The organism is Agreia sp. Leaf244 (assembly GCF_001422695.1).
In the GTDB taxonomy this organism is placed as follows: domain Bacteria; phylum Actinomycetota; class Actinomycetes; order Actinomycetales; family Microbacteriaceae; genus Agreia.
Window position 1 is genome coordinate 100665 of sequence record NZ_LMLX01000007.1, and the last position, 25726, is coordinate 126390.

Annotated in this window: 24 protein-coding genes; 8 read left to right on the plus strand and 16 right to left on the minus strand. The window is 61.2% G+C overall.

Going from position 1 to position 25726, the window contains the following annotated elements:
• Positions 1–16: 16 nt before the first annotated feature.
• Both ASF06_RS18030 and ASF06_RS18035 read left to right on the plus strand, forming a co-directional pair.
• Positions 17–919, plus strand: a complete 903-nt coding sequence (locus tag ASF06_RS18030; RefSeq protein WP_055950307.1) for a carbohydrate ABC transporter permease — start codon at positions 17–19, stop codon at positions 917–919.
• 166 nt (positions 920–1085) lie between these two features.
• Positions 1086–2840: a beta-L-arabinofuranosidase domain-containing protein gene (locus ASF06_RS18035; protein ID WP_162237727.1), complete on the plus strand. Its 1755-nt coding sequence runs from the start codon at positions 1086–1088 to the stop codon at positions 2838–2840.
• A gap of 18 nt (positions 2841–2858) precedes the next feature.
• On the opposite strand, the gene ASF06_RS18040 is transcribed toward ASF06_RS18035, so the two are convergent.
• The 8 genes from ASF06_RS18040 to ASF06_RS18075 form a co-directional block, all read right to left on the minus strand.
• On the minus strand, positions 2859–3467 hold the full coding sequence (locus ASF06_RS18040) for a TetR/AcrR family transcriptional regulator C-terminal domain-containing protein (RefSeq protein ID WP_055950311.1): 609 nt from the start codon (positions 3465–3467) through the stop codon (positions 2859–2861).
• A gap of 195 nt (positions 3468–3662) precedes the next feature.
• Positions 3663–5072, minus strand: coding sequence for an amidase (locus ASF06_RS18045; RefSeq protein WP_055950314.1), 1410 nt, complete (start codon positions 5070–5072; stop codon positions 3663–3665).
• Between the two features lie 12 nt (positions 5073–5084).
• Positions 5085–5777: a type 1 glutamine amidotransferase domain-containing protein gene (locus tag ASF06_RS18050; protein WP_055950317.1), complete on the minus strand. Its 693-nt coding sequence runs from the start codon at positions 5775–5777 to the stop codon at positions 5085–5087.
• A gap of 83 nt (positions 5778–5860) precedes the next feature.
• Complete coding sequence (locus ASF06_RS18055) at positions 5861–7264, minus strand: amidase (RefSeq protein ID WP_055950320.1); 1404 nt, start codon at positions 7262–7264, stop codon at positions 5861–5863.
• A 140-nt stretch (positions 7265–7404) separates the two neighbouring features.
• Positions 7405–9126, minus strand: a complete 1722-nt coding sequence (locus ASF06_RS18060; RefSeq protein WP_200920412.1) for an ABC transporter ATP-binding protein — start codon at positions 9124–9126, stop codon at positions 7405–7407.
• Between the two features lie 20 nt (positions 9127–9146).
• Positions 9147–10982: an ABC transporter ATP-binding protein gene (locus ASF06_RS18065; RefSeq protein WP_200920413.1), complete on the minus strand. Its 1836-nt coding sequence runs from the start codon at positions 10980–10982 to the stop codon at positions 9147–9149.
• Between the two features lie 179 nt (positions 10983–11161).
• Positions 11162–11890 carry an SDR family NAD(P)-dependent oxidoreductase gene (locus tag ASF06_RS18070; protein WP_055950328.1) on the minus strand — a complete coding sequence of 243 codons (729 nt, stop codon included), beginning with the start codon at positions 11888–11890 and terminating at the stop codon, positions 11162–11164.
• A 72-nt stretch (positions 11891–11962) separates the two neighbouring features.
• Complete coding sequence (locus tag ASF06_RS18075; protein ID WP_326942382.1) at positions 11963–12799, minus strand: SDR family oxidoreductase; 837 nt, start codon at positions 12797–12799, stop codon at positions 11963–11965.
• A 147-nt stretch (positions 12800–12946) separates the two neighbouring features.
• Between ASF06_RS18075 and ASF06_RS19740 the strand changes: the two genes are divergently transcribed.
• Complete coding sequence (locus tag ASF06_RS19740) at positions 12947–13372, plus strand: ester cyclase (protein ID WP_055950331.1); 426 nt, start codon at positions 12947–12949, stop codon at positions 13370–13372.
• A gap of 23 nt (positions 13373–13395) precedes the next feature.
• Here the strand turns inward: ASF06_RS19740 and ASF06_RS18085 are convergent, their stop codons facing one another.
• The 6 genes from ASF06_RS18085 to ASF06_RS18105 form a co-directional block, all read right to left on the minus strand.
• Positions 13396–14157: an SDR family NAD(P)-dependent oxidoreductase gene (locus tag ASF06_RS18085; protein WP_055950334.1), complete on the minus strand. Its 762-nt coding sequence runs from the start codon at positions 14155–14157 to the stop codon at positions 13396–13398.
• Between the two features lie 27 nt (positions 14158–14184).
• Positions 14185–14835, minus strand: coding sequence for an NAD(P)H-binding protein (locus ASF06_RS18090; protein WP_055950337.1), 651 nt, complete (start codon positions 14833–14835; stop codon positions 14185–14187).
• Between the two features lie 62 nt (positions 14836–14897).
• Positions 14898–15062: a hypothetical protein gene (locus ASF06_RS19910; protein WP_200920415.1), complete on the minus strand. Its 165-nt coding sequence runs from the start codon at positions 15060–15062 to the stop codon at positions 14898–14900.
• A gap of 172 nt (positions 15063–15234) precedes the next feature.
• On the minus strand, positions 15235–16374 hold the full coding sequence (locus tag ASF06_RS18095) for a low temperature requirement protein A (protein ID WP_055950345.1): 1140 nt from the start codon (positions 16372–16374) through the stop codon (positions 15235–15237).
• The gene (locus ASF06_RS18100; RefSeq protein ID WP_082501068.1) at positions 16371–17600 is read right to left on the minus strand and encodes an SGNH/GDSL hydrolase family protein; all 1230 of its coding nucleotides are present in this window, start codon (positions 17598–17600) and stop codon (positions 16371–16373) included. Before ASF06_RS18100 ends, ASF06_RS18095 begins: the two co-directional genes overlap by 4 nt.
• Before the next feature lie 73 nt (positions 17601–17673).
• A complete protein-coding gene (locus tag ASF06_RS18105; protein WP_082501069.1) occupies positions 17674–18246 on the minus strand; it encodes a VOC family protein in 573 nt (190 codons plus the stop codon).
• Positions 18247–18434: 188 nt separating this feature from the next.
• Between ASF06_RS18105 and ASF06_RS18110 the strand changes: the two genes are divergently transcribed.
• Together ASF06_RS18110 and ASF06_RS20235 are read left to right on the plus strand one after the other, a co-directional pair.
• Positions 18435–19811, plus strand: a complete 1377-nt coding sequence (locus ASF06_RS18110; RefSeq protein ID WP_055950351.1) for an aldehyde dehydrogenase family protein — start codon at positions 18435–18437, stop codon at positions 19809–19811.
• The gene (locus ASF06_RS20235) at positions 19808–20167 is read left to right on the plus strand and encodes a gamma-glutamylcyclotransferase family protein (protein ID WP_055950352.1); all 360 of its coding nucleotides are present in this window, start codon (positions 19808–19810) and stop codon (positions 20165–20167) included. The genes ASF06_RS18110 and ASF06_RS20235 overlap by 4 nt, the downstream gene beginning before the upstream one ends.
• Before the next feature lie 234 nt (positions 20168–20401).
• Here ASF06_RS20235 and ASF06_RS18120 read toward each other — a convergent pair whose 3' ends face one another.
• Both ASF06_RS18120 and ASF06_RS18125 read right to left on the minus strand, forming a co-directional pair.
• The gene (locus ASF06_RS18120; RefSeq protein ID WP_162237729.1) at positions 20402–21103 is read right to left on the minus strand and encodes a TetR/AcrR family transcriptional regulator; all 702 of its coding nucleotides are present in this window, start codon (positions 21101–21103) and stop codon (positions 20402–20404) included.
• A gap of 225 nt (positions 21104–21328) precedes the next feature.
• A complete protein-coding gene (locus ASF06_RS18125) occupies positions 21329–22360 on the minus strand; it encodes a LysR family transcriptional regulator (RefSeq protein ID WP_082501071.1) in 1032 nt (343 codons plus the stop codon).
• 206 nt (positions 22361–22566) lie between these two features.
• On the opposite strand from ASF06_RS18125, the gene ASF06_RS18130 reads away from it, so the two are divergent.
• The 3 genes from ASF06_RS18130 to ASF06_RS18140 all read left to right on the plus strand — a co-directional run bounded on the left by ASF06_RS18130 (position 22567) and on the right by ASF06_RS18140 (position 25723).
• Positions 22567–22986: a tautomerase family protein gene (locus tag ASF06_RS18130; protein ID WP_055950361.1), complete on the plus strand. Its 420-nt coding sequence runs from the start codon at positions 22567–22569 to the stop codon at positions 22984–22986.
• Between the two features lie 221 nt (positions 22987–23207).
• On the plus strand, positions 23208–24056 hold the full coding sequence (locus ASF06_RS18135) for an SDR family oxidoreductase (RefSeq protein ID WP_055950363.1): 849 nt from the start codon (positions 23208–23210) through the stop codon (positions 24054–24056).
• Positions 24057–24088: 32 nt separating this feature from the next.
• A complete protein-coding gene (locus ASF06_RS18140; protein WP_055950366.1) occupies positions 24089–25723 on the plus strand; it encodes an NAD-dependent malic enzyme in 1635 nt (544 codons plus the stop codon).
• Positions 25724–25726: the final 3 nt, after the last annotated feature.

Genomic DNA, 25726 nt, shown 5'->3' on the forward strand with positions numbered 1-25726 from the left:
TGAGAGCGATGACCGAATGGCCCCATCGTCCGGTACTGCGGCGATCACCCTCGCACGCGGTCGGAGGCCGGCAAGGAACCGCCGCCGGTCCGCCATCGCGGGCACGGGGTATCACCTGTTCAGCGCCATCCTCGCCTCAGCTTTCCTTCTGCCCATCATCGGGGCTGTCTTGAATTCGGTGAAGTCGCCCGCAGAGGCGAACCAGCAACCCCCGACCTGGTTCCCGCAGACCTTCTCCCTTGGCAACTACGAGAAGCTCTCCAGCTACGGAGAGGGAATCGGCGTCTACTTGGGCAACAGTGTGCTGATCAGCGTCCTGTCCGTCGGCGGGACGGTGTTCGTCACGGTGCTGGCAGGCTACGGCTTCTCGCGCTTCGATTTCAGGGGTAAACGGCTCCTGTTCGGCTCGACCCTGCTGATCCTGATGGTGCCATACGCAACCATTCTCCTGCCGCTCTACATCGTCCTGGGAAGCCTGGGCCTGACGAACACGGTGTTCGGGGTCGCCCTCATCCTCATCATGTTCCAACTGCCCTTCGGAGTCATCCTGATGCGAAATAGTTTTGAGTCCATTCCGCGAGAGCTCGAGGAAGCAGCACTCGTCGACGGGTGCAGTGACATCGGCGTCCTACGCCGTGTGTCCCTCCGACTCGTTATGCCCGGTGTGGTGACAGTAGGGCTCTTCTCCTTCATCGCATCCTGGAACGAATTCCTGGCTCCACTCATCTTCCTCAACGACGGGTCTCAGTACACGCTGCCGATCATGCTGGTCAGCCTGCAATCCGGAGCGTACGGGGTCGTCGACTACGGAGCCCTCCAGGCGGGCATCGTGCTGTCGATCGCCCCCGTGCTCGTGGTCTATCTCTTCCTGCAGCGCTACTACGTCTCAGGTCTGGTGAACGGCGCGCTCCGCGGATGACGTCGACACCAACACTCATCTTCCCGGCAAAGAAAGGCTCGCCATGCTGAAGCCATCGCTCCACGGCCGATCCACCCAGCTGCCTCCTGGCGCCATACGTCCTCGCGGCTGGTTATTCGATCAACTTCGCCTCCAGGCCGATGGGCTCACGGGCAGACTGGAAGAGATGTGGACCGATGTCGGTCCCGACAGCGCATGGCTGGGTGGGAACGGCGAGAGCTGGGAGCGGGGGCCGTACTATCTCGACGGACTCGTCCCACTCGCCTACATTCTCGACGATCCGAGACTGATCGCACGAGCGCGCCCATGGATCGAGTGGATCTTGGACTCGCAAGACTCGTCCGGGTTCTTCGGGCCGGCAACCAATCGCGACTGGTGGCCCCGGACCGTAGCGCTAAAGGCGATCACGCAGTACGCAGATGCGACGGGCGATGAACGGGTTCCTGCATTCGTCGATGCATATCTGCGCTACCAACTGGCCCACCTTCCGACAGAGCCGCTGACGGACTGGGCGTGCGCACGAGGGGCCGATAACGTGCTGAGCGTGCTGTGGCTCCATGCTCGCACCGGGGAAAGCTGGCTTCTCGATCTGTCGGCCCTGCTCCTGAAGCAGACCGCCGACTGGGACACGTACCTCGGTGAGCAGCTGATCAGCGGCCCGGCTCGGGAGTTTCACCATCTGACACATGGCACCAATGTTGCTATGGGGCTGAAGACCGGTGCCGTGGCCAGCGCTGTCGACGGTTGTGACCGCCGAGAGGCGACGGAACGCTCATTCGCAGCACTCGATCGGTGGCACGGTCAGGTGCACGGGTTCTTCTCCGGCGACGAGTGGCTCGGCGGACGCGAGGCAACCGCCGGACTGGAGACCTGCCAGGTCGTCGAGTTGATGTTCACGCTTGAAAACTGCGCTCAGATCTACGGCGGAGGCGTCTATGGTGATCGTCTCGAGTCGCTGGCCTTCAACCTGCTTGCGGCCGCCTGCAATCCAGAGATGACGGCACATCAATATCACCAGCAGGCAAACCAGGTCCTCGTGTCCGTCGCCAGTCGACCGTGGACCCACTCCAGCGACGATGCGAACATATTCGGTCTCGAACCGCACTTCGGATGCTGCACGGCCAACCTGCATCAGGGTTGGCCCAAGCTCGTCCGGTCGCTGTGGGTGCAGGATCCGGACGGTGGTTTGCGCGTCATCGCATATGCCCCGGCCGTCATCGATGCCAACGCTGGAGGGAAGGACATCCGACTTGAGGTCGATACCGAGTATCCGTTCGACGAGGTCATTTCCATTCGTGTCCGTACCGAACGGGAGTTCGATCGCGCAATCCGACTTCGAATCCCTGCGTGGGCTGACACATCCACCCTGACTGTCGACGGAGAGGCAGTAGATCTCAGAGGACTTCTCGACGACGGATACGTTTCGATCGAGCGCACCTGGCGCGACGGGAGTCTCATCCGACTGCTCCTACCCATGCGTCCCCGAGTGATCGAACGAGACCGCGGAGCTATCGGACTCCGCTTCGGACCATTGCAACTCGCGCTCCGCGTGCCCGAGAATTGGATTCCTGTCGCTGGCGCCCCAGGCCTCGGAGAATGGGAGGTGCGCCCTCGAACATCCTGGAACTTTGCGATCGACAGCGTCGATGCCGCGCCTGATTGGGCGGTCATCAGGCGGGCGCCCGGTCCCGTGCCTTTCAGCCTTGCGGATGCTCCGTTACGGTTCGACGTGCGTGGCGCCCATACCCCGTCTTGGACCCTCGACGGCGCCCAGGCGGGCAGAGTTCCAGATAGCCCGGTGATCGACGCTGGCCCGCCGGTCGACGTCGCGCTCGTTCCGTACGGATCGGCTCGAATTCGGGTGTCGGAGTTCCCCGTGCGCGGCAAATTCTCGTCGCCTGTCCCATTCCGCACCGTTTAGGCTCGCGTCGAGCGAGGGCTACCGGACCTCGGCCGTCAGGAGGGCCTGATTGATGAGCGCCTCGATACCGAACGCGGCTCGCTCGGTATAGGAATCCTCGTCGAGCAGTCCCCCGATGTGCGCCAGTCCCGGGTAGTCATCGGGCGAGATATGGTGCCGGCGCGGGTTCGGCCGTTCTGCCTGCTCTTCCTCGACGAGCCCGATGATCAGGCAATGCAGCGCCACGCTGGCTCGGGTAGCAATGACAGCGCTCACGCCCGCCTCCAGGAACGCAGAGATGGTGACGTCGGCGTATGCCAAGGCGTTGGCGTCGGCGGTATCCGTCCCTCCGATCACCCGTCCACCGTCTCGGTGGGAGAGCATCGCGAGCCGGAGCCGCTTGCTGACCTCCGCGATCCGTTCAGGCGGTTTCTCGGGAAGGTCATCGAGAGAGAGTTCGCCGAGGATGACCTCGGCCATGAGCTCGAACAGGAACGCCTTGCTGGTGACTTGGAAAGTCACGGAATTCTGGTGCAGTCCCATTCGCTTTGCGACGCCACGGAGTGTGACGGCCTCGATACCCGACTCGTCGAGAACCGCAAACGCTCCGCGCACGACGTCATCCCGGTTGTGGCGCTTCGCGGCCATCGCGCCTCCCTCGTGTGTTTAATCGTCATGCCCCAGCCTACGGGCGCGACCGCGATCGTCACGGTGCGCGGCAGCGCGATGGACAATCAGGCCTTTGCCCCCACACGCCAGCCCCGCGCACTGCTGCGTTCATCTGCGGCGGCGATGGTCTGCAGACTTCGATGTATCTCGTCTCAGGTCTGACGCGGGCTCCACCTAGGAGATGGTGGGGTGAAGGTTGCGGACGGGGCTCACTAATTCAAGAACCGAAGCGATGTTAAGGATTGTGGACTCGGCCAGCCACGATGCCGCGATCTGCACTCCGATCGGAAGTCCATCGCTGCTTGTGCCGAAGCGCATCGACAGCGCCGGCAGGCCCGTCATGTTGAATGGGACCGTCGCGTTCTGGATGTATGTCGCCGGGACGGTTTGACCGTTGATGACGAACTCGCTCATTCCGTGAGCGTGCGCCGGAATCGGCGTTGCGGGGAGAATCAAGGCGTCATATCCCTCAAAGTATTCGGCGAATCCGTCGCGCAGCTCCTCCATCCATTGCTCTGCGAGCACATAGTCCGCGACCGACGTGTCTGGAGTAGCGAGCATCGCTCTCGAGATCGAGAACATCTCGTCCTCGTGTCCGCGCGTGGCTTCCGCGAACGCGGGCTTGAGCTCCATCACGTGCTGCTTGTTGAAAATGTTCAACGGAAGGTCCCGCTCCAGCGCGGGTACGCGAACCGCCTCCACGACCATTCCCTCGGCGCGCAGTGCCGCCGCTGCCGCTTCGACGGTCGCGGCGATCTCCGAGTCGATCGGGCCGAACCCCGGCTCGACCAACCACCCGACTCTGAGCTGACGCTGCGGAAAGGCACCAAGACCAGCGGCGACTGCGCGAGGCACTATCGAGTATCCGTCGACGCCATCGGGGCCTTGCAGGATCGAGTACGACAACGCGATGTCGCGTACCGTGCGCGCCATCGGCCCAACGTGCCAGTCGCGCCGGGGCACCCTTGGCCAGATTCCGGTCGTCGGGATGCGTCCGTGCGTCGCCTTGAGTGCGACGATGCCCGTGTGGGCTGCCGGTCCCCGTACAGAGATTGCCAGGTCGCTGCCGAGCCCGAGCGGGGACATGCGAGCCGCGATTGCTGCGGATTCTCCGCCGCTGGACCCTCCGGGGGTGCGCTGCAGGTTCCAGGGGTTATTGGTTCGGCCCGTGAGCAGATTGTCTGTTTCTGTCGAGTAGGAGAACTCGGGGAGGTTGGTCTTGGCGAGAAGGATGCCGCCCGCACCCTTCATGCGCGTCACGCTGACAGCGTCCTTGTCCGGCGTCCTGCCACGGAAGATCGGAGATCCTCTCTGGGTGAGCACGCCCGCCGTGTCGATGGAATCTTTGACTGTAAAAGGCACCCCGTGCAGCGGGCCGAGTCGGTCAGTCGATCTGACCGCCGCTTCGGCCCGCTTGGCCTCGGCCAACGCGTTGTCCGCAACAGTGACGATCGCGTTGATCTTCGGGTCGACAGATGCGATGCGATCCAGGTGAGCCTGGACCACTTCCACGGGAGATAGCTCGCCCGATCGAATGAGGTTAGCGAGGCGGGTCGCGTCGAACGTCGTGATCTCAGAAATCATCGGTGGTCCCTCTCAAAGAGCTTTCAATTTTTCAGTGGCTACGGGACTTGACGATGCCGGATTCCGACCGGTAAACAGGCTTCGGTCGACCACGGTGTAAACGCCCCAGTTCGGACCCGAGGAGTACTTCATGGGTAGCTCACGTGCCTTGTCCTCCATGAGCCACTTCGCCTTCTCGGCGAAGCCCACATCGGCCTCCTCATCGTTTGAGAAGCCGGTCACTTCATACCCCGCGAAGGGGGTGTCGCCCTTCTCGTCTCGCGTGGCAAGGAACGCCGCGGGCGCGTGGCACACAACCCCCAAGGGCTTTCCGGAGTTGAGCGCCTTCCGCAAGAGCATCCCCGAGACAAGGTCAACGGACAGATCCTCCATCGGACCATGCCCGCCTGGGTAGAACACGGCACCGAACACGTCGAGGTCGACCTCCCTCAGGTCGAGCGGGTGCCTGAGTTCCTCCGCCGCCTCAATCGTTTCCTCTAGACGGAGAGATGCATGTTGCCCTCCTTCCATCCCATCGCGCAAACTCATGGTGTCCACCGTGGGGACTCGTACCGCGGGTGTAGCCACGACGACCTCGTGACCGGCGCCCGTGAAGACGCGGTATGGAGCGACGAACTCTTCGGCCCAATATCCGGTCGGATGGCGGTGACCATCTTTCAGAGTCCAGTACTGCGCAGCAGTGAGATCGAACAGAACGCGAGCCATTTGACCTCCTAAGGAAAGATGGCTACAACGTAACCAAAATCAGATATACAGTCAACGGTGCTCCCAGCCCTTGTACGCGCCCATCACAAGTCGGGGTGCGCGCCGCGCACTGGACTGACGCGCTCCAGCTCCGCCGCCACCCGCAGGACTGTTGATTCAGCCAACCAGGGTGCAACAATCTGCACGGCGATAGGTAGTCCGTCCCGACTTGTCCCGAATCTCATGGAGAGCGCGGGAAGACCGGTGATGTTGAACGGAGAGGTGGCCTGCATGATGTGCACATTCGGCGTCATCTGACCGTCGATCGAGAGTTCTGCGGCGTCGTGGCCGTGCGCGGGAACCGGCGTAACCGGGCAGATCAGGACGTCGCGCTCGTGAAAATAGGAGGCGAACACGTCTCGAAGCGACTCGGCCTGCTGTTCGGCGACGACGAAATCTCGCATACCCGTGTCAGGAGTGTCATAGACGGTCCTGACGTACTTGTACACCTCCGATTCGTGTCCGTCTGTGACCTCATGGAAGGCCGCTTTCGCCTCCATGACCTGCAGCTTCCAGAACAGCTCGACTGTGTCCAGCTCCGCAAGTGATGGGATGTCGACATGCTCTACGTGAGCGCCAGCGTCCCTTAGCGCGTCGGCGGCAGCCTCTACTGTGGCCGATACCTCGGAGTCAATGAGCCCGAACTCCGGCGACGTCGCCCACCCGATGCGCAGTGGTCGTCGATCGTCGCCGATTCCGAGATCCGTTTCAGGCGTGGTTACCGCGAACCCGTCGGCACCGTCCGGCCCGACGAGTAGGTGGTACGCACGCGCGATGTCCCTGACGCTCCGCGCCATCGGCCCCACATGCCAGAAGCGACGCGGCACCCTCGGCCACAGGCCCGTCATGGGGATGCGGCCGTGGCTGGCCTTCAGCGCAACAATTCCCGTGTGGGCCGCGGGGCCGCGTAGCGAGATCGCGACATCGCTTCCGAGGCCGATCGGGGACATTCCTGCGGCTATTGCTGCGGATTCTCCGCCGCTCGAGCCTCCCGGTGTCCGATCGAGATCCCACGGATTGTTGGTCCGGCCGGTAAGGAGGTTATTTGTCTCCGTGGCGTAGGAGAACTCGGGAAGGTTGGTCTTTGCCAGGACAATCGCGCCGGCGGCCTTCATGCGGGTGACGACGGTCGCGTCCGAACTCGGCGTACGTCCACGAAAAATCGGTGATCCACGTTGCGTCAGGAGTCCGCCGGTATCGATCGAGTCCTTCACTGTAAACGGTACGCCGTGGAATGCTCCGAGCTTTCCTCCCTCCCGCACGGCGCGTTCGGCTTTTCGGGCCTTCTCTAGAACGTCGTCGGCAAGCGTCACGATCGCGTTGATGTCGGGGTTGACGGCGTCTATCCTGTCGAGGTGCGCTTGGACCACCTCGACAGGCGATAGATCACCGGACCTGATCAGCTCCGCAAGTGACGTCGCATCCTGGTAGATGATTTCGCTGCTCATCGATCGCTCCTTCTCCATCGTTAGACGACGTGGCCCACTTCGCACCGTACCGTTAAACGCTACATTGTGCTCGAAACTCATCGAGAGCTGACACCCCTCGCTGGGTGCCGACTTGGCGGACGAGATCGGATTCGATGGGATTATTCGATCTTGGAGTCAGGCCTTGCCCCCAGACGCCAGCCCCGTGCACGGCTGCGTTCGCGCCAGAAGTCGGCATATCGACCCTGCGCAGCGATCAGCTCATCATGGGTGCCGCGTTCGGCGATGGTTCCCTGCTCGAGGAATACGATCTGATCTGCGGCAGCGATGGTCTGCAGACGGTGGGCGACGACGATGAGGGTGCGGTTGGCAGTGAGAGCGTTCAGGGCATCCTGAACGAGTGCCTCATTCTCTGCGTCGAGAGCGGCAGTGGCCTCATCCAGGAGCACGATCGGAGCGTCCTTCAAAATCGCCCGCGCGATCGAGACCCGCTGGCGCTCGCCACCAGACAGTGCGCTGCCCCCCTCGCCGACCGGGGTGTCCAGTCCACCGGGCAGGCGGTTGGCGATCTCGTCAACTCGCGCCAGACGTATCGACTCGTGCAACTCATCACCCGTGGCATCTGGACGGGCCATCAGGATGTTCTCGCGAATGGTGCCAGAGAACAGGTACACGTCCTGGAAAACGAACGACAGCTGCGCCATCAATTGCTCCACAGGCATCGAGCGGACGCTCTCACCGGAGACCCTCACGTTGCCCGATTCGACATCCCAGAAGCGGGCAACGAGGCGAGTTATCGTCGTCTTGCCAGAACCAGATGGCCCGACGAGCGCGGTCATGCTTCGCGGTGCCGCCGTGAAGGTGACGCCGTGCAGCACCTCACGGTCGCCGTACCCGAAGCGCACGTGCTCGAACTCGACGCTGGGCTCCGCCAATGCGACATCGCTTGTGGGCTCAGGCAACGGCGAGGTACCGAAGACTGTGTCCATCCGGTCGAGATTGTTACGCACGGTACGCATGGCGCCGCCCGCTGCCGCCCCTTCCATCAGCGGCTGCACGAATCGGGTCGCGAGAATGAGCAGCGCGATCAACTGCACCGGGCCGATGGTGGCGTTGACTGCAAGGGTGATGCCGGTGAGGAGGATGACGGTGAACGCCGCCTGGACGGTGAGTCGAAAGATCCCGTCACCGACCACACCGCCCCAGGCGATCAGCGTGTTGTCTGCCTTGCGCTGTGCCACCAGGGCGTCATCGAGCATCTTGTGGCCGTGAGCCGTGCGACCGAATGCTCGCAGGACCGGCTGAGTCTGAGCGAACTCGATCAGTCGATTCGCGGTGCGGACATTGGCGCCGTGGGTGCGCCGATCGACGGCTCCCACGATCGCGCCGGCGAGTTGATAGGCCGCCCACAATAGCGGGGCGGTAATAGCTGCGACCAGGGCGAGCTGCCATTGGAAGACGAACATAAGGGCAACGACCACGGCGGGCGTTACGAATGCATTGATTAGCATGCCAAGCATCTGCGTCGGGAATCCGCTCACGCTGAACACGCCGACGCTCGCGAGTCGCGAGACCGATCCGACCTTATCTGCGTCGAACCAGCCAAGCGGAAGTTTCGAGATATGGTCTCCGAGGCGTTGCCACAGACGTGAAGTCAGCGACACAGAAGAGGTCAGCCCAAGCATCTTTGTCCGGTAATTGAGCACTCCGAATAACAAGACAATCGCTGTTTCTATCCCGACCCAGAGCCAGAGCCGCGGGAAGTCGCCCTCCAACAAGGCCTGGATGAGCGGAACGAGCAGGACGAACGCGACGCCCTGGAGGGCGGCGCCTACGACGGTCAGCGCTATAAGAAGACGCAAGGTGGGTGCATCGTCTCCCATTACGCGTAGCATGCGTCGGATCATCGGTTGACCTCCATCGTGGAACCAGCGGTGGGACGGACTTCGGGATGCCAGGACGCTGATCTCTCGTGGTTCGCCCATAATCCGGCGTACGTTCCCGCTCGCGCGAGGAGATCGTCGTGCGTGCCCCGCTCGACGATGCGTCCATGCTCCACAACGGCGATCTGATCCGCCCCCTGGATCGTCGAGAGTCGGTGGGCGATCACCAGTAGCGTGCGCCCCACGGCAAGCTCGGACAGCGCATCCTGAATGAGCGCTTCGGACTCTGGATCGGCGAACGCCGTGGCCTCGTCCAGGACCAGGACCGGAGCGTTGGCGAGCAACGCCCGCGCGATCGAGACGCGCTGCGCCTCCCCTCCGGAGAGCAAGGCGTCCTCGCCCACCACGCTCTCGTACCCTCGAGGCAGTTCAAGGATGCGACGGTGGATCTGTGCAGCCCGCGCAGAGGCCTCAACTTCGGCAAGTGTCGCGTTGGGCTTGGCGAGACGAATGTTCTCCGCGACCGAGGCACTCAGCAGTTGCACATCCTGGAACACAAACGTCACGTGCCGGTACAGCTCACTCGGCGCGATATCACGAAGATCGATGCCGCCCAAGGTAATTCGCCCGGCGTCAGGGTCCCAGAAGCGAGGAATTAGCTTCGCGATCGTCGTCTTGCCGGAGCCAGACCGCCCCACCAGCGCGGTCGTCGTGCCTGGAGCAAGTAAGAGATCGATGCCATCGAGTGCCGCGTGTTCTCCGTCGTAGCTGAATCGCACGTCCTCCAATGCGATCGTGGAGTCCGCGGGTACGCGGGGCGCATCTGACGTCGGCAGCATCTCAGTGGCCAGTAGAGCGAGAACCCGTTCGCTGGCCTCAGCCGCCTGCGTTGTCGCTGTCGCGCTGAAGAAGAGCGCCATTACGGGTGCGGTCACTCCGAGACCGAGTAACACGAAGGGGATCACATCGGTCGGGTTGATCCACCCCGCCCCGGCCAGGGCTGCACCCGCAGCGGTCACTATCACGAGCGATGTCAACGGTGCCAGCACGACCTCGGCGAGGGCACTGGGCCGCATCGATCCGCTCGTGACTCCCACCATCAATTCCATGAAGCGCTTGGTCGCGTTTAGGAACCGGCGGTAGGCCCGTCCGGATTGCCCGAAGGCCTTGATGACGCTGATGCCTTGGACGAACTCCACCGCGGTGCCGCTGATCTCACCCATCGCCGTGGAGTATTCCGCCATCCGCGGCCGGACTTTCGCGATCTGCGCTGCGTACAGAGCGATCCCAATTACCAGAGGCAGCATCACGAAGAGTGACATCACCCAGTTGATGCTGAATAGGTACACCAGCGTCACGACCGGAACCACCACCCCGTCGACGATCTCCAGAGCCGTGTGCGCGACCAAGTGATGCATGTGCAGCACATCGTCCGAAACGCCCTTCTTCACCGTTCCCGACGTACGCGCCGTGAACCACCCCAAAGGCACTCGGCCGAGTCGCGCCGCCATCCGCCTCCGCACGATCAACTGAAATCGAGTATCCGCGAAATGCGTGATCCCACCGGCGACGAATACGCACATCAACCGCACGAGTAGCGCCGCCACAGCGACCCACCCCCATTGCCACACGGCAGTCGCCGCGCCCTCTTGAAACGCCAGCAGAACCCCCGCGAGCTGCGCCACTGCGATGAACGGAACGATGGAAGCGGCGGCCCCGATCGCCCCGATCACGCACGCGACAAGCAGTCGCCAGCGGATCGGGCCGAGCAGTATCCACAGTCCTCCGAAGCCCGGCAGAGCTGCGCCATCGGTTCCGCCCGATTTCCCGTCGACCTGTACATTTACGGCGTCCACGCATACCACCCTCATCTGAGACCCATCCGGCGCACAAACATGCTCCGGCGGATGACTGCAGACGAATCACGCCAGGCATCGGTCATCGCGACGAGTCTCTACTTGTTCAGTGAACAAGTCAAGGGTTACGGCGAATGGGCCAGCTGTCGACCGTTAGGCCACGGCCACGGACGAACGGGTCAGCGAAGAGCCCTGTTGAGGTCGAAAGCCTGCGGCGGACCAGCCAGAGTCGCTTTGGCCTCAAGGCCGAACCGGTCAAGGATTTCGATGTCCCCCGCTTCAAGGCCATCCAGAGCCAGACGAACGAGATCAACTGGCTCATTCAGGGCCCCGTCACGAATCTGAATGCCGGCCTCCTGGGCGTACTCGCGCATCGTTTCCGTCGCAGTCACTCCAGGCACCAAAGCCGAGACCAAGGTGCCCTGCGCGGCCAACTCCAGTCGAACCCCGTTGGTGAGACCCCATTCTGCGGACTTTGCGGCTCCGTAGGCGGTGTTGCCGTCAATCGTTGTCCATGCAACCGCCGATAGGACATTCAAAATGGCCCCGCCGCCATTTGCGGCCAGAACAGGCGCGAAAGCGCGAATCATGTGCAGGGTGCCGTAGTAGCTCGAATCCATAGTTGCTCGGATGCTGGACAGGTCTCCGGTCACCAGATTCCCGCCAACTGTGGACGCAGCGTTGTTGATCAGGACATTCACATCCTCCGCTGCATCGGCAGCCGCTCGGACTGATGCCTCGTCGGTGATGTCCAACTTAAGCACGATTGCTCCCGGCACATCCACGAGCTCGGGACGGCGGGCCGTGGCGTAGACCTTTGCTCCACGATCGATCAACTCGATGGCGAAATGCCGTCCGATTCCACGATTAGCGCCCGTCACGAGGGCCGTGCTGCCATGCAGTTCCATACGTTGCCTTTCAGACTAGAAAACGGCGACTCGGAATCGAGCCGGCTTCACGAAACCACCGGTATTTGAGGCTCAATCCAGGCCGACGCTGAGGGCAGTCTCCTGCAGAGCGTCATGAGCTTCAAGGCGCCGTCTATAGGCAGCCCGAAGATCGGCATCGGTGTCGAGCCCGAGCGGCAATCTCATTGGTGGATTATCGGCCAACGCACTGTCGATGATGGCGTCCACTATTTTTGCGGGATCGTTAGGAATCGGAAAAGCTCCGTTTGCTATGCCGCGACGCGTGTCGCCAACCGGCCCGACGTCGTACGGCTCGAGGATGACACCGTCGTCGCGTCCGGCCGTGAATCCGGTGGGAGTGGCACCCGGCTGAGCCAAGGTGACACCGATGTTGAATGGAGCAACCTCCGCCGCCAGAGCTTCCATAAAGCCCTCAATGCCCCACTTGCTTGCATGGTACGCCGAGAACCCCGGGTAGGCAGTCTGACCACCCGCCGATGAAACCTGAATGATGCGCCCGTGGCCCTGGGCGCGCAGCCGAGGAATGAAGGCCTTGGCAACGTCAATGGAACCAACGAGGTTCGTCGCGATCGCTCGCCTGATCTGCTCCCCAGTGAGCTCTTCTACTGCGCCGAACGTGCCATATCCTGCGTTATTGACGAGTACATCTATGACACCGAAATGAGCGAAGGCCTCACTGACGACTCGTTCAACAGCGACACTATCGGTCACGTCCAGTTCGGCCAGCCAGAGCCGATCCTTGGCATCGGGAAATTGGTCGCGCAGCACCTCTGGGCGGCGGAGTGTTGCCGCTACCGAATGTCCTCGATCGAGCAGCCTCTCCGTCATCAGCCGACCGAATCCAGACGAAGTTCCGGTTATGAACCACGTACTCATGAGTCCCACCATTTCGATCACGGGCCACCTGCTGGCGGATTGCCTAGGTCGCACTATTTTGGCTACAGTGTAACCGGCGCGAGTTCTCTTGCTCAACCACGATCTTCATCCTCAATCGAGATGAGCGCCGTGCTACCAAGACCGATGAGGAGACATGACATGAGCCAGAACGAGAACCACATTCGCGATCTGTACGGCCGCTACATCGACGCGATCAATCACCGCCGTCTCGATGAACTGGAGCAGTTCACCCATGACTCGCTGAGCTTCAACGGCCAACAGATGACGCGCGCCGAGTACCGGGCGGCGATGGAAGTTCACATCGACAGCGTGCCCGACTTCACGTGGTGGGTAGACGAATTCGTCATCGACGAGAACGACGTATTCGTCAGGCTGCTCGATCATGGAACGCCCACGAAAGAGTGGCTTGGACTTCAGCCCAATGGTGCGCAGATCCACTTCCTCGAGTTCGCCATGTACCGGTTCCGCGACGGGCGATTCGACTGGATCAATGTCGTCCTCGATCGACCCTCGATAGCTCGTCAGCTTCAGGGCGAAACGGCCTCCCTGTTCCTTCCTCGTTAGATAGAAAGATGTGATTGTCGGTGCTACGTCCGGAGGTAGGACGCGCCGTTCGCGTCCAGAATGGCGCCCGACGACCACACTGCCTGGGGGGAAGCCAACCAGAACACGGCTTCCGCAATCTCGGCCGGAGTGCCGACGCGCCCGAAAGGGCTCTGCGCTCGAAGAGCATCTCCCTCCGCGCCATCGAGTTTCGACAGCTGTCTCGGTGTTGCGACAAATCCCGGAGCGACCGAACTGACCGAGATGCCGTGCGGGGCGAGCGCTACCGCGAGCGACTGTCCCAGTGCATGCAACCCCGCCTTGCTCGATGCATACGCAGGGTATTCGGGCTCCCCCCGGAAAGCGCCGCGCGAGCCGACGTTGACAATCGCGCCCGGTGATCGGCGTTGGATGAGGTGATCTGCGATTCCCCACGCAAGATTCGCCGCCCCCAGCAGATTCACGTCGATCATTCTCCTGAAGTCGGCAACCCACTCGGCATACCCGATCTCGCCCAGCACGTGACGGTTGTCGGCGGAGGGCGCCACCGCCGCGTTCACCACGAGCACATCAAGCTGCCCCAGCTGTGTGATCGCCGACGCGATGATTCGGGAAACTGCGTCGGGATCCTGGACGTCACCCGACACGAGAACATGCCCCTCGCCGGGCAAGGACGCGAGTACCGCCTCCGCCCCGGCGCGGTTCTTCACGTAGTGAAGTGCCACCCGGTCGCCCGCCTGGGCGAATCTCGTGGCTGCAGCCGCACCGATGCCTCCCGAAGCGCCCGTGACCAGAACACATCGCATGTCACTCACCTCACAGACGTCGCTCAGCTACGCCATGAGCGAGGCGACAGCCTCGGCAATCGGCGTATCACCCTCCGAGACCTCCAGGATATTCCTGCTGATCCGAGGCTGGTGAACGAGTTCGACGATAGTCGCGGCAATATCGTCGCGGGTGATCTCGGCATGGATCTCGGCCGGGCCAAGGACCACCCTCCCCCGCCCGGGATGATCCTGCAACGCAGATGGCCTCACGATGACCCAGTCAAGGTCACTATGAGTTACGGCTACTTCCGCTTCCTTCTTCATGAGGATGTAGTGCTCGAAACTTGCACCAGGATTTCGATCTCGCCACGCTTCCGGAAAAACGGACACCAAAATCAGCCGTGAAACTCCGGCAAGACTGGCTGCCTCTATCGTTTTGATGACCCCGTCCCGGTCGATCGCGGTGGTGGCCTCGTCGTCGGACCCCCCTGCTCCGGCAGTGAAGACAACAGCCTCCGCATCTCCGATGACGCCAGCGAGCTCCTCCGCTGAGGACTCGACGAGATCGCCTGTCCTACCGTCGGCCCCGATCGCGCTCAGTTTCGATTTCTGATCGTCATGCCGGATCAGGCCTGCTACGTTGTCACCCCGCTCGCGAAGCCTGCGTGCGACCTTCATACCGACTCCGCCGGTGATGCCTACGACAAATACATTCATGCTTATTCCGATCGATCACGTCAGCTCTGGGATGGTAACCGTCAGCTCTGGGGTGGTAACCGTCAGTTCGGATCGACAGCCTGAATCAGGGAATCGATCGCAGAAACGAGGTTGTGGAGGGCCTGGCGCTCAATGGAGTCCTCGGGCAACTTCTGCACGTCGTAGCTCGCCTGGCTGGCGTACCTCCGGGCGTCAGCAATGAAATCATCGTGTTCGATGTCCGACATGAATTTCTCCTCAGTGAACGAGCTGGTTTACGAACAGGCCGGGATTCGAGACCCGAAGCGACATACCGCATGCGACGGGGAACGAATCACCCGGACTCTTGGCTACAACGTAGCCAGAAACAATTCATCATGTCAATGCCTCCTCGCCGGCGGCCATCCTGACGCTCTGGGATCAACGAGACTCGGGTCGGCGTTGTCGGTCGGCAAGCACCACCAGGGCAAGAAGCGAGAGCAGCGCCACCATCTCCAGCGCAATCGGAGCCACGAGACCCAGACCCCCGAGTGGAAGAGCCGCGATCGCCCCGACATAGCGTTCCCTGGCAGCTCCGAACCCCAGCTCCTGGCGATAGCGGGCATTCGCGCTCAGAAAGAGGCCTACACCGAAAGCGAGAAGCCAGGCCGCGACAGGATCCGCCGCGACGAAGACGTCGTCGATAAGCAGACGCACTCCCGCGGAGAAAAGAACGACCCCCAGAATCATCAGAAAGTGATCGAGACCGAACGCCGTTAGAGCGAGTGACGCACGTCTGCGACGCAGCAACGAGGCGAATGGATCGTCAGCATGGCTATCGCCACCAGGAAAGTAGCACCACCACATTCCGGCAACGATCCCGACGCTGAGCACGGTACCGACGATCAGGGAGAAGTCGAAGGCGCGGTGATCAGAAGCCGCCCCGACGGCAATGATCGTCTCTCCGAAAGCAATGATCATCAGGAGGCCATGACGATCGACGAAATGAGCACCACCGAGATCGAACCGCCGAGGACCGTCCGTGAGCGAGGTTGAGATGAAAACGAGGATTGCGCCGCCGAAGAGAATCCAGTCGACCGGTCCGGTGAAGAAGCCGGCCGCGATGACGAGAACTGCGCCTCCCACGTTTGTGGGCAACACGCGGAGGATCGACCCCGTGGATCCTTCGCCGCCAAAAACGACGAACATGCTGAAGTGGATCACGACGACAGCCAATAGACCGAAACCGAAGAGCAGACCAGAATCACCGAAAGCGCCAGGAATCGCGTCGGCGATGAGGAGGAATGCAATCATCGCCGCTATAAAACCGACTCGCGACGCGAGGCGGTCTGCTGTCATCTGGTTGCCGAGCCAGACGAACGCGTCGTACATCCACCAGACGACCGCCAGTATCGCGGCGGCACGAGTAACACCAATGATCGAAGGCTCTGCCGCCACAACCTCGGTGACCTGCCTCACGACGAAGACGAATACCAGATCCAGCAACAGCTCGATACGAGATGCGTGCCTCAACAGCTCCGCGCTTCGAGACGCGACCGGGATTCCCCCTGCCGTCGTCACGAGCCCGGTGCGGTGGAAACGTCCCTCGAACCGGCTCCCGAATCCAGGTCACCCTCAGGGCTCGTGAAGAGATTCAGGCGGTTGATGGCGAGCTGCACAAACCTCTCCCCCATCATGCGCTGCGTCGACTCATCCGGGTGAAGGTTATCGGGCAGTGGATGCTCGCGAGCATCGTGCTCACCGTAGAGCAAGAGGCCATCCAGATAGTGGAGGTGCGGGTCCGTGATCGCGCGTTCCCTGACGATCCGCTCCATCTCGTCGCGAATGATGGTCAACGTGAGTTGGCCGGCGGGCTTCTCTCCGGGGGCTCCGTCCGCCACGAATCGGACTCTGCCGCCCGCGATCTCAGTAAGATCAAATCCACTGGGCCCCGGGGTGGTTTCGTGTATCCCGCAATAGATGGGTGAGATCAGAACGAGCGGCGTCAGAGGGTGGCCATCACGGATCACATCGATGAACCCGTGCAGAGCTGATCGAAAGGCACGAAGCCGCATCGCGTCGGTGTTGACGAGATTGATGCCGATCTTGAGCGTGATGGCGTCAGCGCTGACGTCTGAGATTATCCGCGCCATGAACGCGTCCAACAGCGCGCTCCCCCCGAACCCGAAGTTGGTCAGATCGACCCCGGACGTGCGGGCTGCCACAACCGGCCAGATGTCGGTCGGGCGGATCGCATTCGAGCCCTGGCTGATCGAGCTGCCGTAATGCACCCAGTGCCGGTCCTGAGCGGGAACGACGTCGACTGCAGCGTTCACCGTCACGCTCACGATTTCCAGGCTTTCGTTATGGGGCAGCCAGATTTCAATGACTTTCGACACTTCTGGCAAACCGGCGAATCGTGCCACGAAAAGCGGGCCGCTTCTGACCGCCGAGGCCCCTGTCGCCATGTCGATCGTCGTCGTGTCTCCCCCGTCGGTCGTCTGGCGCTGGATGACCTCACCGTCCACTGCTAGCTCGAGCACCCCATCCGGACGTTCCGGGAAGCCGACGAGAGTAGTTCGAAATCGACGGACCGTGACGTCGACGGATGTTGCGACTGAACTGAAGACGATCCGAACTCCGGATGGTTGAGTCTCCACCAGCGCCAACTGAGCGTCGGCGGCCTGCTCGAGCGCCCATTCGGGGAGGCGGTGAATCACCACTCCGTTCTCGCCCGCCTCAAGGCGATGCGCACCGCGAATGAACCGGGATGTGAGCGGAACGGTGACATGTGTCTGTTTCGGCATCTGCTCTACCTCCAGATTGGTTAGGGGCGCCGCCTTGCGCCCCGGTCAGACGAGACGACGGCTTTGGCGTGCGTCATTCGAGGAGCGCGGCTCCGTCGGCGCGCTTGAGCGAAGCCATCAGGCTGGATGAGCTCGGGTCGAACCACAGAAGCTCGGTGTAGAGGCCGGTGGTGCTCCGCGTGTCGAAGTAGGCGAACCTTGTGCCACCGGTTCCGAAGTAGCCCTCCTGCTCGATGGGCCCGGCATTCTCCATGAGATGGTCGACAGCGGCGTCGTAATCATGAACCTGAAACCCGAAATGGTGCATTCCGCCCTCCGGATGGGCATCCAGGAACTCGGTGTAGATGTTGTCGTCCCCTTCTGGCCGCGGCCTGATGACTTCGACATTGATGTCTCCGATGTAGCCCAGGGCCATGTCCACGCGGATGTCGATCGGCTCGCCTCGGAGCTTTACGTCGTTGAGAGGACCGTTCTCCATCACGTAGAACCCGGCAGCCCCGTACAGCGCTTCGATCTTCTCGCACGCGTCATCAAGGTCGGGCGTGACAACGCACCATTGAATGAAACCGTCAGTGAGTGGATTGGTAGCGACCCGGTCGAGATCGAAGTCGCGAAGGCGGATCGTGGGTTCTGGTCGTTTGCTCATGGCAGTTACTGTAGATCCGATTGCAAGTTTTGGCTACGTTGTTCTCAAAATAGAAGACTCAGTATGGAAGAGCTGCACGCCACCCCCTTTCCGTCGCCCGTGGTTGCGACCTAATATTAGTGGTTACACCGTAATCATTTCTTCTGCGGGCGCGACAGCACTGGCGCCATCGATGACGAGGAGTACCCATGTCGATCGCCACGATCAACCCCACCACAGGCATCACGCTGGAAATCTTCGAACCTCATGGGGACGTGGAGGTGGAGCGCCGACTGGATCTGGCCGCCCAGGGAAGCGCCGCTATGAGGGCAAGCTCAATGGAGCAACGAGCCATTTGGCTGCTCTCGACGGCGGAGGTGCTGGAGCAGGATGTGGATTGGTTGGCGAGCGCCATCACCATCGAGATGGGGAAGCCGATCCACCAGTCGCAACGTGAGATACAAAAGTGCATTCACACGCTGCGCTTCTTTGCGACGAACGCTGCAGATTTCCTGGCGGACGCACGGCAGGGGGATCCTTCAAGCGTCGGCGCATCGAAGGCCTGGACCACCTGGCAGCCCCTCGGCACCGTCCTCGCGGTCATGCCGTGGAATTTCCCGTTGTGGCAGGTAATCAGGTTCGCTGTTCCCGCTCTGGCTGCCGGAAATTCCTGCCTCCTGAAACACGCCTCGAATGTTCCGCGCGCCGCCCTTTATCTCGACTCGCTTTTCAAGCGGGGCGGATTTCCGGACGGCGCGTTCCAGACCCTCCTCATCGGCTCATCGGCCATCGCAGATCTCATTGGTGACGACCGAATTGCGGCCGTCTCGATCACCGGGTCCGAACCGGCTGGACGCTCTGTAGCGACTGCCGCCGGCAAGAACCTGAAGAAGAGTGTTCTCGAACTCGGTGGTTCGGATCCGTTCATCGTCATGCCGGACGCCGACATCGACGCCGCATCGACATCCGCTGTCAAGGCAAGGGTCCAGAACAACGGTCAGTCCTGCATCGCGGCGAAGCGGTTCATCGTTCACAGTGCAATCTACGACGATTTCGTCGATGCCTTCGTTTCGAAAATGGAAGCCCTGACCGTCGGTGATCCACTCGATGAAGCGACGGATGTGGGGCCACTGGCGACACAGTCGGGACGGGACGACCTCCTCGATCTTGTCCACGACGCCGCAGCCGGAGGCGCTTCGATCCTCACAGGGGGGACAGCCCCGAACCGGCCTGGCTGGTTCTTCCCCCCGACGGTGATAGCTGACCTCCACGACGGGATGCGGATTGTGAAGGAAGAAGCATTCGGGCCAGTCGCCACCCTCTACCGTGTCAATAGTCGCGAGGAAGCACTCTCCGTGGCCAACGGCACGCGCTTCGGTCTCAGTTCGTCGATCTGGACCTCGAACCACGATGACCAGACGTGGTTCGTCAATCAGCTCGATGCCGGAGCAGTCTTCGTCAACGGAATGACGAGCTCTTTCGCCGAGCTGCCGTTCGGAGGGGTCAAGAGCTCGGGACACGGCAGGGAGAGCTCGAACGCCGGCATCCGAGAGTTCTGCAATCTGAAGACGGTCTGGGTAGCGTGACACGGCCGGAAGAGCGGCACGTCGAACGAATATTCTCGTTCGGAACGCTGCAAGACCCCGTCGTACAGGCTTCACTCTTCGGACGGCCCCTCGTAGCCCGTGCAGACTCTTTGCACGGTTGGGCGTTGCGAGATATCCGCATTGACGATGCCGAGGTCGTCGCACTGAGCGGACTGGATATGCATCCGGCGCTGGTTGAGACGGGATCGACGCAGGACGTGGTGTGCGGGGCCATTCTCGAAGTGACCCCGAAGGAGCTTGTCGATGCGGACGTGTACGAGCGGAGGACGTTCCACAGAATCTCGGTCGTTCTAGAGTCCGGAACCCGAGCGTGGGCCTATGTTCCGAGCTCGTAGAAGGAGTACACGGAACGCGGTGATCAACGGGTAACCGCTCGGGCGGTTCATCCTTTCGGATCAGTTCCTCGCCTTGCAAAAATGCACAGCGGGTGCGAAACAATGCCTATGGCTTTCATTAGGTCTGTGCACCTATCGTCGAGTTACAGCGTGTTCATCGCTAGGCAGTCCTTCGGGCCACAACGCACGCGAGACATGAACTTCGACCCTGAGACGGACGATTGGAGGCAACGACTAGGACGACGCTGGGTGTTCCCGCTCAAGATCGCGCTCGTCCGGCCGCTCGGCTTCGAGCGCCTTGAGAATGAGACCGAGACCGAAAGCGAACTCCTCATCCAGAGGTCTTGGAAGCAGGTGAACGACAGACGCAGTTGCGGGGAAGGGGTTCTTACCCTCGCCTGTGAGTCGTTCCCGTATGGCGGATCGGGTGACTGGGGCGTCGGTCTGCACGGCGAATCCAACAACGTAATGGGAGATCGTGGCAACAGCGTTGACCGCCGTAACAGGGGGGAAGCCGGTGCGCAAAAGCGCTTCCAGCATGCGCTCCCTGACGATCATGCCGTTTGGCCCAAGAGGGAATGGGTTGTCCAACAAACTCGCAGAAGCGTTGTGGCTTCTCAATACCCGGTACGAGACAGTAGCCGTGTCCAGGAGGACCTGGTGCCAGGCTGCATCCGGCCTCAGCACAGATCGAATCTCTGCATCCGCCTCGGCCAGGATGTTGTCCATCACGAGCCCCAAAAGCTCGGACCTGCTCTCGACGTGTCGGTAGATGGTCGCAGTACTGGACGACAATCGCTTTGCGATTGCCCTCAGCGTGACCGCCTCACTGCCTTCGTCGTCGAGGATACTGAGAGCGGATTGCACAATGCGGTCTCGTCCCAGGGCTGGACGTCCGGGGCCACGCTTCGGCTCATTAATCGTCACGGTGTCCATGCGCTGCTTTGCGTCTCCCATCGCTGTGCGACCTCATCTCTGCGGTCAGAGCGAGAAATCGATGATCCTACTGGCATACATCTCCACGAGGATTCTATGCGTGTAAATCGACCCAACCGAACGAATTCGCGCCCGTCAGGCGATCAAGTGGACACACTCCGCCTCGATCGTGGCGTCGAGATTTGCGCAATACCCCCGCTGGAGCGCGAGGCATGCCCGTGCGGGTCACACACGATCCGCTTGCGTAGAGTGGGCTTGGTGAGCTCGCGGAGAGTTCCATATGAGTTCACTCCTCCGATTTCGGACCTCCTCGTGGAGGGCCGCGCGCACAGCTAAGACATCCTCACGATCCAGCGCGTCTGTTCGCGACGCCAGTGTCACTTCTACGCGCTGAGATGGAACGTGTGCCGCGATCGGTTGCAACGCCGGAATAGTCCCCGCAATGAATTTGGGCAGCAGCACTATCCCCATACCCAATCGTGCAGCCTCGGCTTGCGCAAAAATGTTGGTTGAACTGAAGTTGACTGCGGACTCGGCCAGTTCGCCGTCGAGCTTCAGTTCTCTTACTCTCTGAAGCGAGTCAACGAAGTAGATAATCGAGTGCGCTCGAAGTTCTTCGTATGACTCAGGGTCACCGTGCTTGTCCAGATAGTCCTGGCTGGCGTAGAAGGCGGCGTCGTAGTCACACAGCCGCTCGGTATAAAGGCGCGATACGGGCGGCGCACCCAACGTTATTCCAAGGTCGAAGCTCGAATCCCTCAGCGCCAGTTCGCGCGCGCCCGTAACGAGTTCGACGCGAAGATTCGGATGCCTCGCTTGTACACGCGCTATGGCCGGCACGACGAAAAGAGTCCCGAAACCATCGGCCGACGTTACCCGAACCTTACCGACTATCGAGTCTGTTCGGGTGTCGGCTACTGCTTCTGCGGCTAACTCGACAGCGCTCTGAACCGACCGGGCATGTCCGATCACGGCTCGACCGGCATCGGTCAGTTCCCACCCGTTCAGGCCTTTGAGTATCAGACGCGCCTTCAGAGCCTTCTCCAGTGCCCTGAGCCTGCGAGACACCGTTGAATGATCAACGCCTAGGCCGCTCGCCGCCGACGACAGGTTGCCCGTGTTCGCAACTGCCGCGAGAAAACGCAAGTCATCCGACCTGATGTCGCGTACGTCGATTCGCGCCCTCATTGCGTCTTGCTCGTCACGTGCATTTTCGCCCCGTCGTTGCGCAATTTTACCTCTTTCCAGGGTCGTCATTGAAGCTCTAATTTCGAAATACGCAACAAGCCCGACAAGCCAGCTGGCCTACTAAAAGCGACATGGGCTATTGAAACCGAGTTGATCCTCGCGCGATTGCATCACCTAAGTCGTTGCTTTTGCTCGGTAATTCTAGCTACGGTGTAACCGTAACTGTTTCTTCGTCTCCCTGTTTTTCCACGAATAATGAGAGAAAGAGATGTGTCATGCCACTCGCACGAATCGACCTCACGGTCGGTAAGTCTCCTGAGTATCGCCGCACGATCGCGGACGTCGTCTACGACAAGATGATCGTGACTTTGGGGGTGCCCGAAGATCGTTTTCAGGTCATCACGGAACACCCTCCCGGAGATATCATCGCGGATCCCGACTACCTCGGGATCTATCGATCTGAGGACTGCGTTTTCATCCAGCTCATCTTCCTAGACGTCGCTACTCCGGAGCAGAAGGCATCCTTCTACAAGGCCGTCGTAGATGAGCTCCACGAGCGGCTTCATCTCCGTCGTGAAGATGTCTTCTTCAACCTGATCACCGTGCAACCAGCCGACTGGTCGATGGGCAACGGCATTGCAACGTATAACAACGGTGTTCCGACAGATCGACTTGATCCCAACAGCGTCGGCTGAATCTCTGGCTGTCGAGGCCCAAAGCGGGTTCGCTCGCTCGACCCACGTTCGCATGAACGACAGTTCACGCTGAATCTCCAGTCATCTCACTCCCGAACGACGGTTCACGTCCCGTGGGGCGTTATTTGTTGCGCCCATATTTCCCATCCCCGAATAATCCGATCGGTCCGATCGACTTGATCGCCGTGCACGTACAACAAACCAAGGACAGAGGTATTGAAATGAAGAAAGTTCTCATCACCGGCGCTGGCACCGGATTTGGTCACGAAGTGGCCATGCGACTGGCGGAGAAAGGATTCGATGTCGTCGCCGGCGTCGAAATCTATGCCCAGGTCCAGACGCTCAAGCGAGAGGCGGCGGCCCGGGGTGTCACTCTTCAGGTCGAGAAGCTCGACGTGACGGTCGAAGGGGATCGAGCCAAGGCGCTCGCATGGGACATAGAAATTCTCGTGAACAACGCTGGCGTTGGTGAAGGTGGCTCGGTCGTCGACATCCCCGCGGCGAACATCCGTCACGAGTGGGAAGTGAACATGACCGGCCCGCTGCTTCTCACCCAGGGAATTGCAAAGCAGATGGTCAAGAGGGGCACAGGCCGAATCGTTTGGGTCTCTTCGCGGGAGGGACTGAACGTGAACCCCTTCACCGGCATCTACTCTGCATCGAAGCATGCGGTCGAGGCCATCGCGGAGACGATGAAACTCGAGCTGCAGGAATTCGGGATCGAGGTGGCAACCGTCAACCCGGGCCCGTTCTTGACCGGGTTCAATGACCGGATCTTCCAGACCTGGGAGAGCTGGGAGGACGACCCCTCGCAGCGTCTCTACGACTACTCGAAGCTCTCTTTTCCTCGCGCACAGTTCGATCCGGAGGCCGTCTACGCCACCATGACTGCGGTCGCGGCCGGGGAGGTGGACACATATCGCAACCTCGAACCCCAGTCGATGCTCGAAGAGACCAAGAGCCTCATCATGGCGCCTTGGGACAAAAAGACCACCGATGGGCTGGGCACGCGACCCGACCAGATCCAGAGTTCCTACGACATGGAGCCGGAAACCCCGGTCAGCGAGTAACGGCTACTGAGAACTGAAAGGACTGCGACACCATGCCCATCACGCCCACCATTCTCCAGGACCGCTTCCGCAACCGCGGTACGGCATTCACACTCGCGCAGCGAGACGCGCTCGGAATCGTCGGACGCCTGCCATCAGCTGTCGAGACCCTCGACGAGCAGGCTGCTCGCGCCTACGCGCAATTGAAGCAGCAGCCATCGGACCTTCATAAGTACTCCTACCTCAACGGCGTGCACAACGAGAACCAGGTGCTGTACTACAAGCTCCTGGTCGATCACATCGCTGAGCTTCTTCCCGTCGTGTATGACCCCACCGTCGGAGACGCCATCGAGCAGTGGTCCGCTGACTTCCGGGATTCCCGAGCCGTCTATCTCTCGATCGACCACCTCGATGACATCGAGACGTCGTTCAGTTCGCTGGGCCTCGGAACCGACGACATCGATCTGATCGTCGCGTCTGACTCAGAAGAGATCTTGGGCATCGGCGACTGGGGAGTGAACGGAACCGACATCTCTATCGGGAAGCTAGCCATCTACACGGCCGCAGCGGGCATCGACCCCAGCCGGGTGCTCGCAGTCAATCTGGATGTCGGAACCGACAACGAGGGGCTTCTCAACAGTCCTGGTTATCTTGGCAACAGGCACGCCCGGATCAGGGGCGAGCGATACGACGAGTTCATCGCCGCCTACCTGAAGACCGCGGCGCGGCTCTTCCCGAAAGCTCTTCTGCACTTTGAAGACTTCGGACCCGCCAACGCGCGCCGCATCCTTGTCGACAACTCCGCGAAATACCGGATCTTCAACGACGACATGCAGGGCACTGGCGCGATCGTCATGGCTGCCGCGTTCTCTGGTCTGAAGGTGACGGGCGGCCGGTGGTCGGAGCAGAAAGTGGTTGTCTTTGGCGCGGGGACGGCCGGCACCGGAATGGCGGACCAGATCCATGCAGCGATGCTCCGCGACGGAGCGACAACCGAGGTAGCGAAAAGCAACATCTACCTTGTCGACATCAACGGACTCGTGATCGACAACATGAAGAATCTCCCCGACTACCAGACCGTCTACGCGCGCCCCTCGTCTGAGGTCTCGTCCTGGAGCGACGGCGAGATTGACCTGCTCACGACCATCGAGAAGGTCAAGCCGAATATCCTTATCGGCACATCAACGGACCACGGAGCTTTCACTGAGGATGTCGTCCGGGCGCTGGCAAAAGGGGTGGAACGCCCTATCCTGCTGCCGCTGTCCAACCCGACCAGTCGGATCGAGGTCATGCCCGATGACGCCGTGAAGTGGTCCGACGGCCGCGCACTCGTTGCCGTTGGCATCCCGGTGCCCCCGGTCGATTACAACGGAGTGACCTACACCATCGGCCAGGCTAACAACGCGCTGCTGTATCCAGGCCTGGGGCTGGGAACGATCGTCTCGGGTGCCAAGCATGTGACAGACAACATGCTGCTGGCCGCCGCCGAAGCCGTGGCGAGCCAAGTGGATGTTTCGCTACCGGGGGCGTCGCTTTTGCCTCCGGTCGACGACCTCCGAGCTTCGTCGGCCATTGTCGCCCTCGCTGTGGCGAAAGCGGCCGGCGAGGACGGTGTCGCGACACTTCCACTCGACAATCTCGTCCAGTCGGTTCAAGACGCGATGTGGCAACCGGTCTATACGGACTGACGT

Excerpts from the sequence above, each read along its gene's own strand:
- ASF06_RS18040 (WP_055950311.1), bottom strand. The coding sequence starts at position 3,467 with ATGGCCGCGAAGCGCCACAACCGGGATGACGTCGTGCGCGGAGCGTTT.
- ASF06_RS18110 (WP_055950351.1), top strand. The coding sequence starts at position 18,435 with ATGTCGATCGCCACGATCAACCCCACCACAGGCATCACGCTGGAAATC.
- ASF06_RS18125 (WP_082501071.1), bottom strand. The coding sequence starts at position 22,360 with ATGACGACCCTGGAAAGAGGTAAAATTGCGCAACGACGGGGCGAAAAT.
- ASF06_RS18070 (WP_055950328.1), bottom strand. The coding sequence starts at position 11,890 with ATGGAACTGCATGGCAGCACGGCCCTCGTGACGGGCGCTAATCGTGGA.
- ASF06_RS18090 (WP_055950337.1), bottom strand. The coding sequence starts at position 14,835 with ATGAATGTATTTGTCGTAGGCATCACCGGCGGAGTCGGTATGAAGGTC.
- ASF06_RS18105 (WP_082501069.1), bottom strand. The coding sequence starts at position 18,246 with ATGAGCAAACGACCAGAACCCACGATCCGCCTTCGCGACTTCGATCTC.
- ASF06_RS19740 (WP_055950331.1), top strand. The coding sequence starts at position 12,947 with ATGAGCCAGAACGAGAACCACATTCGCGATCTGTACGGCCGCTACATC.
- ASF06_RS18140 (WP_055950366.1), top strand. The coding sequence starts at position 24,089 with ATGCCCATCACGCCCACCATTCTCCAGGACCGCTTCCGCAACCGCGGT.
- ASF06_RS19910 (WP_200920415.1), bottom strand. The coding sequence starts at position 15,062 with ATGTCGGACATCGAACACGATGATTTCATTGCTGACGCCCGGAGGTAC.
- ASF06_RS18085 (WP_055950334.1), bottom strand. The coding sequence starts at position 14,157 with ATGCGATGTGTTCTGGTCACGGGCGCTTCGGGAGGCATCGGTGCGGCT.
- ASF06_RS18055 (WP_055950320.1), bottom strand. The coding sequence starts at position 7,264 with ATGAGCAGCGAAATCATCTACCAGGATGCGACGTCACTTGCGGAGCTG.
- ASF06_RS18035 (WP_162237727.1), top strand. The coding sequence starts at position 1,086 with ATGTGGACCGATGTCGGTCCCGACAGCGCATGGCTGGGTGGGAACGGC.
- ASF06_RS18030 (WP_055950307.1), top strand. The coding sequence starts at position 17 with ATGGCCCCATCGTCCGGTACTGCGGCGATCACCCTCGCACGCGGTCGG.
- ASF06_RS18050 (WP_055950317.1), bottom strand. The coding sequence starts at position 5,777 with ATGGCTCGCGTTCTGTTCGATCTCACTGCTGCGCAGTACTGGACTCTG.
- ASF06_RS18100 (WP_082501068.1), bottom strand. The coding sequence starts at position 17,600 with ATGCCGAAACAGACACATGTCACCGTTCCGCTCACATCCCGGTTCATT.
- ASF06_RS18060 (WP_200920412.1), bottom strand. The coding sequence starts at position 9,126 with ATGGGAGACGATGCACCCACCTTGCGTCTTCTTATAGCGCTGACCGTC.
- ASF06_RS18130 (WP_055950361.1), top strand. The coding sequence starts at position 22,567 with ATGCCACTCGCACGAATCGACCTCACGGTCGGTAAGTCTCCTGAGTAT.
- ASF06_RS18045 (WP_055950314.1), bottom strand. The coding sequence starts at position 5,072 with ATGATTTCTGAGATCACGACGTTCGACGCGACCCGCCTCGCTAACCTC.
- ASF06_RS18120 (WP_162237729.1), bottom strand. The coding sequence starts at position 21,103 with ATGGACACCGTGACGATTAATGAGCCGAAGCGTGGCCCCGGACGTCCA.
- ASF06_RS18135 (WP_055950363.1), top strand. The coding sequence starts at position 23,208 with ATGAAGAAAGTTCTCATCACCGGCGCTGGCACCGGATTTGGTCACGAA.
- ASF06_RS18075 (WP_326942382.1), bottom strand. The coding sequence starts at position 12,799 with ATGGTGGGACTCATGAGTACGTGGTTCATAACCGGAACTTCGTCTGGA.